This window comes from Sulfurospirillum sp. E15m (assembly GCF_059415145.1).
The window spans coordinates 76,470-88,848 of record NZ_JCAHZS010000002.1 but is presented as its reverse complement, the minus strand read 5'-3'; the positions used below and the strand labels follow the sequence as shown (position 1 = coordinate 88,848).

Sequence of the window (12,379 nt, the reverse complement as noted above, 5' to 3'; positions counted from 1 at the left end):
TTTGAAGAAAACTTCACTACAATGCGCTTATTACAAATTGCCAAAGGAAACCTTATGAAAATCTCTAAAGATTGTGTTGTAACACTTGAATACACCATCACCGATACTGCTAAAAATCTGCTTGATTCAGGCGCTGATCCGCTTATTTACCTTCACGGTGGCTATAATGACATCTTCGCTAAAATCGAAAAAGAACTTGAAAATAAAGCCGTAGGCGATAGCATTACCGTGCAACTGACTCCAAAAGAGTCCTTTGGTGAATACGATGAATCTTTAGTAAGCATTGAAGAGCGTGGCGAATTTGATGATCAAATCTTTGTCGGAGAGCAATTTGTCGAGATTATTGAAGATGAAGATGATGCACTCGAAGATCAAAAAATTTCATATACTATCAAAGAGATTACAAAAGATAACGTCACTCTTGATGGAAATCACCCTCTTGCAGGTATTGATGTCATTTTTAATGCCAAAGTATTAGACATTCGTAAAGCAACAGCAAAAGAGATTAAAGAAGAACACGCAAGATAACCCGTTACATGTAAAAGAACAAGCTATCAAACTAAGCTCCTGTTTTGTGGAAAAATGATAAAGTCTTAAAATTAAATTAATTGTGAGGGTGTTTGTATACTATGGATGACTTTATTTTTTTAGGTCTGATTAATGGCTAATGTCAAAAATAAATTTGGGCAATATATGACACCAAAAGAGATTGCCCAATTTATGCTTTCTTTATCGACTATCGATTTTCAATCAAGGATTTTAGAGCCCTGTTGTGGAGAGGGCGTTTTTTTAGAGCTTTTTGACAAACAGGGCTATACAAATTATTTAGCTTACGAAATTGATAAAAAGATTATAAAACATCCTAGAAATGTTTTAAATCATAGCTTCATTTCTGCAAAAATAGATGAAAAATTTGACTTAATTATCGGCAATCCACCCTATATTCGCTGGAAAAATTTGGAACAAGACCTCAAAGATGAACTGGGTAAAAGTGATGTATGGGACAAATATTGCAATGCACTTTGCGATTATTCAAATATTTTTATTATTAAATCTATCGAACTTCTTAAAGAAGGCGGTGAGCTGATTTTCATTACCCCCGAATACTGGCTTAATACAATGCATTCAACAAAAATGCGTAATTATATGATGCAACATGGCTTTTTTGAAGCGATATATCACTTTAATGAAACACCCATATTTGAAAAAGCTACCGTATCTACCATGGTTTTTAAATACCGAAAATCTAAGAAACTCGCACCTAAAACTATTCAAGTCGCAAAATATTACTCAAACAAAAAACTGACCGATAGCATTCTTTATAAGTTAAGATATTGGGAACACCAAGACAATACTGACTATATCTTAGTCCCACAATTTCAAATCGATAAAAACTGGATTTTAGCTTCAAAAGACGTGATAGATGAATTAAATCTTTTTGAATATCAATGTAAAAAATATGATACAACCAATCTATTTTCTACTGAAAAGCTCTGCACTATCGGTGATGTTTGCGATATTGGGAATGGAATGGTCAGTGGGCTGGATAAAGCGTTTCAAGCAGAAAATGTCACACCTTTAACCAAAGAAGAGTTAGATTATTCTATACGTGTCATGAAGGCCAAAAATCTTTCTCCGTATTTTCATACCAATACAACACGCTATATTTTTATCAATGAACCCATCAGTGAAGACGAATTCAAGGAAAAATGTCCGAATTATTATCAACATTTATTTCCTTATATAAAACAATTAGATAAGAGATACCGATATAATCGAGACATACCCTATTGGGAATGGGTTTTTTTGAGAAATTATCACTTATTCAATCGGAAAAGTCCTAAAATCTTTGTCCCGTGTAAAGAAAGAATTTCCAATAAAAACTACTTTCGTTTTTCATACATTGAAGAGGGAATATTTCCGACGCAAGATGTGACGGCGCTTTGCAAAAAAGAGGGTGTCCAAGAGAGTTTGTTGTATATTTTAGCTTTACTCAATAGTCGGTATGTCTTTGACTGGCTACGGTTTAACGGTGTTGTTAAAGGCTCTATTGTGGAGTTTTCAGAAAAGCCAATTGCAAGTATTCCTTTTAGAAGAATTAATTTTAATAATGAAAATGAAGCAAATATACACCATCAAATCGTTTCTTTAACCAAGAACTATTTGAAGACAAAAAAAGAATATATCCTTAATGAGTTGAATAAAGCCATAGACGATTTGTTTATGATAAATGGAGAAAACGATGTTTGTGAATTACGAAGAGCTTAAAGAAAAAATCATAGGGTGTAGCGTTCCCAAACCGCTCTCAGGAACGCTATCGGGACATTCGGCAGGAGAGCCTTTTGATAAACACGCTTACGCTGAGATAAAAAAAGCATTTCCAACGCATACATTTAGACAATATGAGTATCTAAATTTCTTATTTACCAAGCATCTTGATGCAACTTCAAGAGTAGAGAGAGAAAAGCTTTTTAATTCGCCTACTGTCTTATTTTTATTAAGCAGAGGGAAAGATGCCACCGATAAATGGAGCATTGAAAACCCATTTGAAGAAAAACAAAACGATACTGCGGATATCTTAGTCGTGAAAGATGGTAAATACGAAATTATCGATATCAAAACTCGCAATGTCTCAAAATCTGCTCAATCACCTAATATCATCTCTGCTTATAAGTTAGCTCAATTATGTGCTAAGATGCTAGACAATGAGGAATTTGATACTTTTACTATTAATTATTTTGAAATTAACTGGGTTTTAGAAGATGATAAATTAGTCTGTAAAAATGCCTTTAATGCCAATCTTTTTAAATCAAATCCTGAAAATTTATACATTAACTGGGCAGCTGCAATGCAAGTTCAATTTCATGTATGTGACCTAGAACAAAGTTTTACGGGCGACATGAAACAATGGGCAAAAACTTACTTAAAGCATTTTGTCGCTCAAGCTAAAAAAAGAGCTGATGATATGATTGAAAGATTTGTGAAACCATTTGAAAAATATATCAAATAATAGAATATTGAGTGGTCTGTAAGGAGGAAATCCTCCTTACAGACTTGCTTATTTGAACTTATCGACCATTAATTCCGCAGGATGCACTGCTTTTACTTTAGAGCCTGATTTATCAAGACCGCCTTTTAGCTGAATCAAACAGCCCGGGCACTCCGCAGAGACAAATTCTGCACCTGTTTCTTCAATGTTTTGCAATTTTCGTTTAAGCATTTGCATTGATATTTCAGGTTGTTTAATGGTGTAAGAGCCACCCATGCCACAGCAGGTATCGCACTCATTCATCTCTTTGATTTCATATCCCGTTGCGCTTAGCGCAGAGCGAGGCTCTTTGAAAACACCCACATGGCGTTTTGCGTGACATGAATCGTGGTAGGTGAGCGTATGAAGCTCCATGCCCTCTTTTGGTGTAAGTCTTTTTTCTTTAATGAGCTTATCGACCAACTCCGTAAACATATAGGTTTTCTCAGCCACTTTGTTCGCTTGTGGAATAAGGGATTCTCGATGTTGCTCTTTCAATATTTTTGCCCACTCTTTTTTCAAAGCGGTAGTACAGCTCGCACAGCTCACCACAACGTAATCAGGATCACCTTCTAAAAGAGGTAGAATGTTTCGCTCTGCCGCGTCAGCTGCCATATCAAATGACCCACTTCCCCAGTGAGGAATACCACAGCACGATTGCGCTTCAGGGAAAAGCACTTCAATGCCCGCTTTGTTCAAAATCTTCACAATCGCCACACCTGCGTCTGGGTAGACAAAATCAAGCGCGCATCCTGCATAAAAAGAGGCTTTTTGTTCACATTTAGGTTGTTCGATGGTTTTGAAAATGTCACGAAATGGAACCGCAGCAACAGACGGCAAGCTTCGATACTCTGACAAACCTGAGAGGAACATCGGAAGATGGCGGATAAAGCCCTCTTTGACAAACGGTTTTTGAACCACAGAAGCAGCACGCAACATCGTATGGAACACCTTACGGTTATTGATGACTTGAAGCGCACTTTTGTAGATAAACGGTAACCCCTCTTTTTTTGCGGCACGACGGCGAATTTCAAGGATGAGTCCAGGAATATCAATCTTCGCGGCACATATCTCTTTACATTTATCGCATCCGATACAGAGTGCTTGTACCTCTTCAGCGGATTTGAGTTCATTGAACCATGCCGTTAAAATCGTACCGATACCACCGGTATAGATGTCACCAAACACGTGACCCGTGACCAAACGGTACACCGGACAGACGTTCAAACACGCCGCACAGCGGATACACTGAAGCGCTTCTTTAAATTTGGGGTCTTCTGCCATTTTCGTGCGGTTATTATCCATCAAAACGATATGCACCTCTTTCATCTCGCCATCATCATTAAGTGTCGGTGCTGAGATAAACGAAGCATAACTGGTGAGAAGCTGACTGGTTGCATTACGTGGAAGAGCTGCTAAAATAGGTGCGGCATCGGTATAGTTAGGAACCAGTTTTTCCAACCCCACTAGCGCAACGTGAATTTTTGGAAGCGTTGTAACAAGACGCGCATTTCCCTCATTGGTACAAATAACGATAGAGCCTGTCTCTGCTATGGCGATGTTTGCTCCTGAGATACCCATATCGGCTTCAAAGAATTTCTCACGAATCGCTTTTCGTGCCACTTTAACCAGTTTTTGAATGTCGTTATCCAAAGGTTGTTTGGTCTCTTCGGCAAATAAGTCTGAAATCTCTTCTTTTGTAAGGTGAAGTGCTGGCATAACCATGTGTGAAGGCGTTTGGTGCGCGAGCTGGCAAATCCACTCACCTAAATCCGTTTCATCCGATTGGATGCCAAACTCATCTAGAAAATGGTTGAGATGAATCTCTTCGGTTGCCATCGATTTTGATTTGACGATTTTTTTGACATCTTTTTCTTTGCACAAGTCTGCAATGTATTGTCGTGCTTCTTCCGCACTTTTAGCAATAAAAACTTTGATACCATTGGCTTCAGCATTTTTCTTAAAGGTCTGAGCGAGTTCATCAAGATGACCTGCGGCATCGCCTTTAATGTCTGCAATTTTGGTTCGCAGAGCCTCAAAATCAACGCCCTCAAACGCTTTAGCTCTGGTTGCTGGATAATTCCACCTATCTAAAATACCCGCCAAATTTTGATTTTCTAGGGCTTTGTGGATAGATGCTGACATATCTGCTTTCATGATGCTGCTCCTTCTAATTCTAAATCATCGACACACACTATAACGAGTCGCTCCGGTCCATGAACGCCCACGGCAAGTACGCGCTCGATATCTGCTGTTTTACTCGCACCCGTAATGAGCGTAATGTATTTGTCATCTTTTGGGTGCATTTTGGTCATGAGCGCTGGAATATCTGCAATAATCTTGGACGTAGGAAGAATCGCCACATGAATCCATGCCAATGCAGAAGCAAGACGTTGTTCCACATCGGTAGAGTCTTGTGCCATACTGCCTGTCTCCGCTAAGCCCCATTTTAACTGGGTGATTCCCACTTTTGCACCTTTGGCGAGTTCACGATTGACTTCAAAATGAAGACCTGAAAATTTTTCTGCCATCGCTTGATGGTCAAAGTGTTCTAATATGGGACTTTTCGCCCAAATAGCGTACGATCCGGTTTCGTCTTTTATCTCTTCTTTTTCAAGAAACGCTTCAATAAAACCAAGCGCCTCAGTGGTTGTTGCAAAACGCTTGACTTCAGTATTACCCGATGCCTCAGCTCTTGCTTTAAAATTTTCAAACATAGGTACGTCTCCTTTTAATATGAGCTAATCTTTTTTACATGTAAAGATAAAACTTAAATAAATATAAATTATAATATCTAAGATGGATACGTAAATATTCTATCGCATGAAAATGACGATTGTATGAGATTATGCAAATAATGAATAATTGTTCAAAGACGCTTTACTTTATCCTACACCTCTTTTGATGTTCGTGATATTTTTAAAAAAAAGAAACCGATGCGCTTTACGCTGGCTTGACTTTGTTATCGTAATAGCGTTATAATTTTATAAGTTAAACTTACAAGTTTTACGAATAAAAAGGAGCACTTATGGATAGCTTGGAGCTCTCTTCAACGTTGCAAAGAAGTATCACAGCACTGCATAAGGAGCTGCGCAAACATATCTCTTTAGTGAGCATCTATTCTATGACGGAGCTAGAAACGATTGGGCATCTCTCACGAAACCCTTCTTTATTGCCTTCGCAACTTGCAACATTAACCCGTGTCAAAACCCAGTCGATGTCACAAATACTCCATAAGCTCGAACATGACCGACTGATTCAACGAAAGCCCTGTTCTAAAGATAAACGTAAAATCTATATTTCACTGACCGACTATGGTACGCAAATGGTAGCCAAGATGAAAAAAGACAAAAGCGAATGGCTAAAAAGCAGTATTGAAGCCCTTTTAAATGAACAAGAAATTTCACTCTTAGAGCAAGCATTACCTATTTTGCACAAACTCATAGACCAACAAAGCTAAGGATACAGTATGATAACAGCCCTTAATACACGTACGGCACTCATTGTCATAGATATGCAACAAGGTATTGTGAATGTGCCACGCATTCATCCAAAAGAGACGCTACTGGCAAAAGTGAACAGTCTCATTGATGCATTTCATATGGCAACACTCCCCATTGTCATTATCAATGTTGATCCAACCAATGCCGCATGGACGAAATCACGCAAAGAAGGCACTGCACAAAAGACGACCTCATCTCTAAGTGCTGATTTTACAAAAATTGTCGATGAAATTCACGCCAAACCGAGTGATATTTTTATCACTAAACACACATGGAATGCCTTTTTCAATACCACCCTACACGAGACGCTTCAAAAGCAAAATATCACAGGCATTGTTTTAGCGGGAATTGCTACCAGTATTGGGGTGGAAGGAACAGCACGTGCTGCCAGTGAACTTGGCTATAACATTAGCTTTGCCATTGATGCGATGAGCGATTCGTTGTTAGAAGCGCATCAGCACAGCATTCACACTATTTTCCCGCGAATTGGCGAGATTGGAAGCAGTGCTGAAATTATTGAAAAATTATCTTATCGCCATTAAATTCATAATTCAAAAGATACATTAATATGAACCTTAATACCTTTAAAGCTTTCAAAAGTCGAAATTATCGACTCTTTTTTGCAGGACAATCCGTTTCGCTTATGGGAACATGGATGCAAAAAACGGCTATTTTTTGGGTCGTGTATATGCAAACACACTCCGCCTTTATGCTAGGACTTGTCGCTTTTGCGGCGCAATTTCCCTCTTTTTTGCTTTCATTGGTCGGAGGAACTATCGCGGATCGCTATAACCGTTATAAAGTGCTTTTAGCCACCCAAATTGCTTCCATGATTCAAGCGGTACTGCTTACCATTGTGATTGGATTTACCGACTATTCGGTCAATGAAATTTTAGTTTTAAGCATTCTTCTAGGAATCATTAACGCATTTGATGTTCCCGCCCGCCAATCCTTGGTGCATTTAATGGTGGAACGTAAAGAAGATGTGGGCAATGCCATCGCTCTAAATTCATCCATGGTCAATCTTGCTCGCCTCATTGGTCCTGCCATTTCAGGATTTATCCTAGAAGTTTGGGGTGCTAAAATTTGTTTTATGCTCAATGCCTTTAGCTTTGTAGCCGTCATAGGCTCTTTGTTATTGCTCAAATTGCCTGCGTATATTCCACAAATGCATACGAAAAAAATGCTCGAAGAGCTTAAAGATGGGTTGCACTATTTAAAACAATCTCCCTCTTTAGGGATGCTGTTACTCTTGCTTGCCCTCGTCAGTTTAACGGTTCTTCCTTTTATCACGCTCATGCCGATTATTGCAAAAGAGACGCTAGGAGGCAGTGCCGTAACGTATGGTTACCTCAATAGCTCTGTTGGTATCGGTGCTTTTTGCGGCGCTATGTTGCTGGCATCGCTTAAGACAAGTATTAATCTTCGAAAGGTACTGGTTCTAGCAACAACTGCGCTTGCCACGGGATTACTCTTATTATCCTATACACACACGCTTTTTCTGGCACTGATGTTCTCAAGCATCGCAGGCTGTGGGATGATGCTTCACTCGACGATTATCAACACACTTCTTCAAACCACCTCTTCTAGTGAGATGCGAGGACGTATCATTAGCTATTTTGCGATGGCTTTTTTTGGTATGCAACCCATTGGTGCGCTTTTGGTGGGAACCATCTCGCATTACCTTGGCGCTTCTGCAACGCTTTTACTGCAAGGAGGCATCGCGCTTCTTATCATCGCAGTCTTTGCGCCTTATCTTTGGAAAGTCGCTTTGAATGAAGCATCATGATACGCATTTAAGATGCCAGAGAAGGTTTGCGTATCTTTACATGTAAAAAGCCTCTCTCTTACGCTAACTAGGCTATAATCCTTCTATTACTTCCTAAAGGCACTACGATGAAAAATATCAATGAAGAAAAACGCATCGTTGTTTTGATAGATGCTGATAATGCCCAACAAAGCAAACTCGAATTTATCTTAGCCGAACTTTCGACCCACGGACATATCATTGTCAAACGTGCGTATGGTGACTGGTCGAGCAGTTATCTTAAAAACTGGAAAGAGAGCCTCAATGAACTCGCCATTCAGCCGATTCAACAATTTGCCTATACCACCGGAAAAAATTCAACCGATGCTTCGATGATTATTGACGCAATGGATTTACTCTATACGCAAAAATTTGATGCATTCGCACTGGTTTCAAGCGATAGTGACTTTACCAAACTTGCCTCTCGCCTTAAAGAGTCGGAAATTTACGTGTTCGGGTTTGGTGAGCATAAGACACCTATCTCTTTTCGTAATGCCTGCGATGATTTTATTTTTACAGAAAACCTTATTTTTAACACCGAAGTCCTAGAAGATATTCCTGAGCTAAAACCCTCTAAAACATCGGATGATGATAGCCTTAAAGAGTTAGTAAAACTTTTACATGTCGGTTGGGAAAAGACCCAAGATGATGAGGGATGGGCAAGTGTATCGGCTGCGGGGGCGTACATCAAACGACAGTCACCTGACTTTGACCCACGCACGTATGGTGCTAGTAAAATCACTTCACTGCTTGCTAAATTAAGTGAGCATTTTGAGATGAAACGCTATCCGGGAAAAGGAACGACAACCATTGTTGATTATCGCCCTACTCTTAAAAAAAGTGCCCCTAAAAGGCGCCGTTAGTTTTTAAGCTCCAACCCTAGACTTGGAGCAATAGCACGCATGGAAGCAATGACATCAACAATCAATTCATCGATGCTCACGCCAAGCATTTCTGCACCCTTAAGCATCACTTCTCTGCTCGCTCCTGCGGCAAAGCCTTTGTCTTTGAACTTCTTCTTTGCAGACGAAAGCTCTAAGTCCATTACCGAACGACTGGGGCGAACCAATGCACATGCCGTGATAAGACCGGTAAGTTCATCAATAGCATAGAGCGTTTGTTCCATTTTTGTGAGTGGCTCAACATCGGTACAGATACCCCATCCGTGTGACATAATCGCACGAATAATCTCTTCGGGATAGCCTTTCTCTTCTAAGATTTCTTTACTTTTATGGCAATGTTGTTCTGGGTATTTTTCATAGTCTAAATCATGCAACAACCCTACGATGCCCCATGTATTGGCATCTTCACCCGCTTTTTCTCCAAAATAGCGCATAGCACCTTCCACGGCAAGTCCATGCGTCACTAAAGCAGGTCCGTTATACGCTTTAAGCAATGCAAACGCCTCTTCTCTATTTGGCATTATTTATCCTTTACATGTAAAAATAGAATATTGTATCTTTTTACGAGGGAGAAAAAGAGAAAATGATGCCTAAAATATTTCATCACAGCGTGGAAAATTCAATTTTATTGTGCTAAAATACGCTACTTTAAAAAAGTCTTTAATATTAAAATTAAGATATTTTACTAAAAATAGCTAAGTGCGGCTGCTTAGCTGAAAGAGATTGTATGGTAAATCCTATCAATGTTTACCGCATCAATACGGGTTCATGTAACGGTTGTGATGTCGAGCTTCTTGCCAGTGTCCTTGTACCAAAGTTTGGCTTTGAAAGTTTACATTGCACCTATACCAATGTTCCAGAAGATGCTCAGATTGTTATTGTTACCGGCTCCATCACCACGCGTTCAAAACCCTTTTTGGAAGCGATGCTCAAACGCTTACCCGAAAATAAAATCATTATTGCTCTTGGCATCTGCCCGATTAGTTGCGGTGTATTTCGTGATAGTTACTCTATCGAAGGTCCGCTGGACCGTTTTGTTACTGTCGATGTCAATATTCCAGGGTGTCCTCCAGCACCAGCATCCATCGTTGAAGGGTTGATTCAAGCCTGTGAGATGCTAAAAGCGAGGCAAAATGCATGATTAATCATACCAAAACCAAAATCTTACTGCATGAGGATGAGTGTATTTTATGCCGTACATGCCAGTATGTCTGCCCTGCTGGAGCTATTAATATTGAAGCCAAAGATGCAACGCATTTTTCGTTTATTATCTGGCAAAATAGCTGTACGTTATGTGGTAACTGCACCTATTTTTGTCCTACAAAAGCCATCTATTCGGCACAAGATACCGCACCTATTAATCTTCAAGGCGATAAATACACAACCACAACCTCGAAAGAAGTGGCGTATCAAAAGTGTTCAAACTGCAATGCTTCGATGATTGTTATCCCTGATAGCGTAATTCAAAAAGGCTTTAATACATGCACTCCTGAACTGCGTGCACTCTTTAACCTGTGTCCCACGTGTCGCGCCAACCAAACTTTTAGCAAGCGAGCCTTTTAATGAAAGCATTACATGTAAAACTCAATGAAATCACGCAAGCACTGCATATTCCATGTTCTTTTAATGTATTAAAAGAGAGCCTTTGGGCAGAAATAGATGAAAAAGAGACGCTCCTACAACTCAGTGAAATTTTAGAAACGATGAATGCCCGTGTCTGTATGATAACGTGTTACACCAAAGAAGATGCGCATGAAATTGTCTATCATTTTGATTTAAATGGCATCATGCTTAATCTCAAACTTGCGATTACCGATAAGAGTGTTCCTTCCATCACGCCTTTTTTTAAAAGTGCGGATTGGACCGAGCGGGAGATGAGTGAACTTTATGGCATAGCGCTTCTCAATCATCCTAATCCCAAACGTCTTTTTTTAGATGAATCCATTAAAGAGAGCGTCGTGAAAGAGTATTTTTCACTCTCAACCGCCATGAGCGGCAAAGTCTCTGAAGAGCTTTGGAATAAAGTAAAAGCATCCCAAGAGGTACGTCATGGATAATACGAAAGTCATTTTAGGCCCTTTTGATGTGGCACTCGAAGAGCCTGTTTATTTTAAAATCGAACCTGCAAAAGACGGCAAGACCATCCAAAGTGTCGATATGATTAATGGGTTTGTCCACCGTGGCATGGAATCCATTGTCTTGCATAAAAATTTTCTTCAAAACCTTATCATCACTGAAAAAGTGTGTGGGCTTTGTTCCAACAATCACCCCTTTACGTACTGTATGGCTGTCGAAAAAATAGCAGATATCACTATACCCGAACGTAGCAAATACCTTCGTGTTGTTGCCGATGAGATCAAACGCATTGCCAGTCACCTCTTCAATCTGGGTATGCTCTCACACCTCATTCACAATACCCCTTTAATGCAAGCCTTTTTAGAAACCCGTGAAGATTTCCAAGATATTAAAGAGCGCATTTGGGGCAATCGTATGGATTTAAGTGCCAATACCATCGGTGGCGTTAAATACGACCTCGATGAAGCAACTATCGCTTTTGTGCTTGAAACGCTTACGAAAAGTAAACCTAAAATTGAGGCATTTATTGAGCGCTTTGAAAATGATGAGAGCATTAGCGCACATCTGAAAGGTGTGGGCGTTCTCAGCCATGAAGAAGCATTAAAGTTGGGCGTTGTTGGACCTGTGGCACGTGCCAGTGGCGTCAATAACGATGTGCGCAAACGCGCCCCTTATGCCGCTTACGCAAAGCTCTCTTTTGATGTGATTTTAAAACAAGACGGTGATGTTTTGAGTCGCGCATTGGTGCGTTTATATGAAATACTCGAATCCATGAAACTTTTGGTACAAGCTTTTGATAACTTACCCAAAGGCGACATTGCACTTCCTAATCGTACGGCTGTTCCAGAGGGTGAAGCGGTTTCACGCACAGAAGCACCCCGAGGAGAGTTGGTCTATTATCTCAAAACCAACGGCAGCACAAAACCTGAGCGAATGAAGTGGCGTGTACCAAGTTATATGAACTGGGAAGCACTTAAAGTGATGATGCCGGGCAATAGCATTGATGATGTTGCGCTTATCTTTAATAGCATCGATCCTTGTATCTCATGCAGCGAGCGTTAAA

The 12,379-nt window shown here is 39.9% G+C and carries 14 protein-coding genes; 11 read left to right on the top strand and 3 right to left on the bottom strand.

Features of this window, described 5'->3' with window-relative positions; translation table 11 throughout:
- Nucleotides 1-54: 54 nt before the first annotated feature.
- The 3 genes from AC5SLP_RS04590 (at nt 55) to AC5SLP_RS04580 (ending at nt 3,010) form a co-directional block, all read left to right on the top strand.
- Nucleotides 55-528 (top strand): FKBP-type peptidyl-prolyl cis-trans isomerase, encoded by a 474-nt coding sequence (locus tag AC5SLP_RS04590; protein ID WP_495253970.1) that lies wholly within the window; start codon nt 55-57, stop codon nt 526-528.
- Nucleotides 529-660: 132 nt separating this feature from the next.
- Nucleotides 661-2,268, top strand: a complete 1,608-nt coding sequence (locus tag AC5SLP_RS04585; RefSeq protein WP_495253969.1) for an Eco57I restriction-modification methylase domain-containing protein — start codon at nt 661-663, stop codon at nt 2,266-2,268.
- Nucleotides 2,243-3,010, top strand: a complete 768-nt coding sequence (locus AC5SLP_RS04580; protein WP_495253968.1) for a HincII family type II restriction endonuclease — start codon at nt 2,243-2,245, stop codon at nt 3,008-3,010. Before AC5SLP_RS04585 ends, AC5SLP_RS04580 begins: the two co-directional genes overlap by 26 nt.
- 48 nt (nt 3,011-3,058) lie before the next feature.
- Here AC5SLP_RS04580 and ldhH read toward each other — a convergent pair whose 3' ends face one another.
- The gene (ldhH, locus tag AC5SLP_RS04575) at nt 3,059-5,185 is read right to left on the bottom strand and encodes an L-lactate dehydrogenase (quinone) large subunit LdhH (RefSeq protein ID WP_495253967.1); all 2,127 of its coding nucleotides are present in this window, start codon (nt 5,183-5,185) and stop codon (nt 3,059-3,061) included.
- Nucleotides 5,182-5,745: a LutC/YkgG family protein gene (locus tag AC5SLP_RS04570; RefSeq protein WP_495253966.1), complete on the bottom strand. Its 564-nt coding sequence runs from the start codon at nt 5,743-5,745 to the stop codon at nt 5,182-5,184. Before AC5SLP_RS04570 ends, ldhH begins: the two co-directional genes overlap by 4 nt.
- 311 nt (nt 5,746-6,056) lie before the next feature.
- Between AC5SLP_RS04570 and AC5SLP_RS04565 the strand changes: the two genes are divergently transcribed.
- The 4 genes from AC5SLP_RS04565 (at nt 6,057) to AC5SLP_RS04550 (ending at nt 9,201) form a co-directional block, all read left to right on the top strand.
- Nucleotides 6,057-6,488: a MarR family winged helix-turn-helix transcriptional regulator gene (locus tag AC5SLP_RS04565; RefSeq protein WP_495253965.1), complete on the top strand. Its 432-nt coding sequence runs from the start codon at nt 6,057-6,059 to the stop codon at nt 6,486-6,488.
- A 9-nt stretch (nt 6,489-6,497) separates the two neighbouring features.
- Nucleotides 6,498-7,073 carry an isochorismatase family protein gene (locus AC5SLP_RS04560; protein WP_495253964.1) on the top strand — a complete coding sequence of 192 codons (576 nt, stop codon included), beginning with the start codon at nt 6,498-6,500 and terminating at the stop codon, nt 7,071-7,073.
- Between the two features lie 26 nt (nt 7,074-7,099).
- The gene (locus AC5SLP_RS04555; protein ID WP_495253963.1) at nt 7,100-8,320 is read left to right on the top strand and encodes an MFS transporter; all 1,221 of its coding nucleotides are present in this window, start codon (nt 7,100-7,102) and stop codon (nt 8,318-8,320) included.
- Between the two features lie 107 nt (nt 8,321-8,427).
- On the top strand, nt 8,428-9,201 hold the full coding sequence (locus AC5SLP_RS04550; protein ID WP_495253962.1) for an NYN domain-containing protein: 774 nt from the start codon (nt 8,428-8,430) through the stop codon (nt 9,199-9,201).
- On the opposite strand, the gene AC5SLP_RS04545 is transcribed toward AC5SLP_RS04550, so the two are convergent.
- On the bottom strand, nt 9,198-9,761 hold the full coding sequence (locus AC5SLP_RS04545; protein ID WP_495253961.1) for an HD domain-containing protein: 564 nt from the start codon (nt 9,759-9,761) through the stop codon (nt 9,198-9,200). The genes AC5SLP_RS04550 and AC5SLP_RS04545 overlap by 4 nt on opposite strands.
- A 206-nt stretch (nt 9,762-9,967) precedes the next feature.
- Between AC5SLP_RS04545 and AC5SLP_RS04540 the strand changes: the two genes are divergently transcribed.
- Genes AC5SLP_RS04540 through AC5SLP_RS04525 form a run of 4 tightly spaced genes read left to right on the top strand, consistent with a single transcriptional unit; the run spans nt 9,968 to nt 12,378 of the window.
- The gene (locus AC5SLP_RS04540) at nt 9,968-10,381 is read left to right on the top strand and encodes an NADH-quinone oxidoreductase subunit B family protein (protein WP_495253960.1); all 414 of its coding nucleotides are present in this window, start codon (nt 9,968-9,970) and stop codon (nt 10,379-10,381) included.
- A complete protein-coding gene (locus AC5SLP_RS04535) occupies nt 10,378-10,803 on the top strand; it encodes a 4Fe-4S binding protein (protein WP_495253959.1) in 426 nt (141 codons plus the stop codon). Before AC5SLP_RS04540 ends, AC5SLP_RS04535 begins: the two co-directional genes overlap by 4 nt.
- On the top strand, nt 10,803-11,297 hold the full coding sequence (locus tag AC5SLP_RS04530) for an NADH-quinone oxidoreductase subunit C (protein WP_495253958.1): 495 nt from the start codon (nt 10,803-10,805) through the stop codon (nt 11,295-11,297). The genes AC5SLP_RS04535 and AC5SLP_RS04530 overlap by 1 nt, the downstream gene beginning before the upstream one ends.
- The gene (locus AC5SLP_RS04525) at nt 11,290-12,378 is read left to right on the top strand and encodes a hydrogenase large subunit (protein WP_495253957.1); all 1,089 of its coding nucleotides are present in this window, start codon (nt 11,290-11,292) and stop codon (nt 12,376-12,378) included. Before AC5SLP_RS04530 ends, AC5SLP_RS04525 begins: the two co-directional genes overlap by 8 nt.
- The last annotated feature ends 1 nt before the right edge of the window (nt 12,379 follow it).

Excerpts from the sequence above, each read along its gene's own strand:
- AC5SLP_RS04585 (WP_495253969.1), top strand. The coding sequence starts at position 661 with ATGGCTAATGTCAAAAATAAATTTGGGCAATATATGACACCAAAAGAG.
- ldhH (WP_495253967.1), bottom strand. The coding sequence starts at position 5,185 with ATGAAAGCAGATATGTCAGCATCTATCCACAAAGCCCTAGAAAATCAA.
- AC5SLP_RS04525 (WP_495253957.1), top strand. The coding sequence starts at position 11,290 with ATGGATAATACGAAAGTCATTTTAGGCCCTTTTGATGTGGCACTCGAA.
- AC5SLP_RS04560 (WP_495253964.1), top strand. The coding sequence starts at position 6,498 with ATGATAACAGCCCTTAATACACGTACGGCACTCATTGTCATAGATATG.
- AC5SLP_RS04565 (WP_495253965.1), top strand. The coding sequence starts at position 6,057 with ATGGATAGCTTGGAGCTCTCTTCAACGTTGCAAAGAAGTATCACAGCA.
- AC5SLP_RS04550 (WP_495253962.1), top strand. The coding sequence starts at position 8,428 with ATGAAAAATATCAATGAAGAAAAACGCATCGTTGTTTTGATAGATGCT.
- AC5SLP_RS04540 (WP_495253960.1), top strand. The coding sequence starts at position 9,968 with ATGGTAAATCCTATCAATGTTTACCGCATCAATACGGGTTCATGTAAC.
- AC5SLP_RS04580 (WP_495253968.1), top strand. The coding sequence starts at position 2,243 with ATGTTTGTGAATTACGAAGAGCTTAAAGAAAAAATCATAGGGTGTAGC.
- AC5SLP_RS04555 (WP_495253963.1), top strand. The coding sequence starts at position 7,100 with ATGAACCTTAATACCTTTAAAGCTTTCAAAAGTCGAAATTATCGACTC.
- AC5SLP_RS04590 (WP_495253970.1), top strand. The coding sequence starts at position 55 with ATGAAAATCTCTAAAGATTGTGTTGTAACACTTGAATACACCATCACC.
- AC5SLP_RS04535 (WP_495253959.1), top strand. The coding sequence starts at position 10,378 with ATGATTAATCATACCAAAACCAAAATCTTACTGCATGAGGATGAGTGT.
- AC5SLP_RS04545 (WP_495253961.1), bottom strand. The coding sequence starts at position 9,761 with ATGCCAAATAGAGAAGAGGCGTTTGCATTGCTTAAAGCGTATAACGGA.
- AC5SLP_RS04570 (WP_495253966.1), bottom strand. The coding sequence starts at position 5,745 with ATGTTTGAAAATTTTAAAGCAAGAGCTGAGGCATCGGGTAATACTGAA.
- AC5SLP_RS04530 (WP_495253958.1), top strand. The coding sequence starts at position 10,803 with ATGAAAGCATTACATGTAAAACTCAATGAAATCACGCAAGCACTGCAT.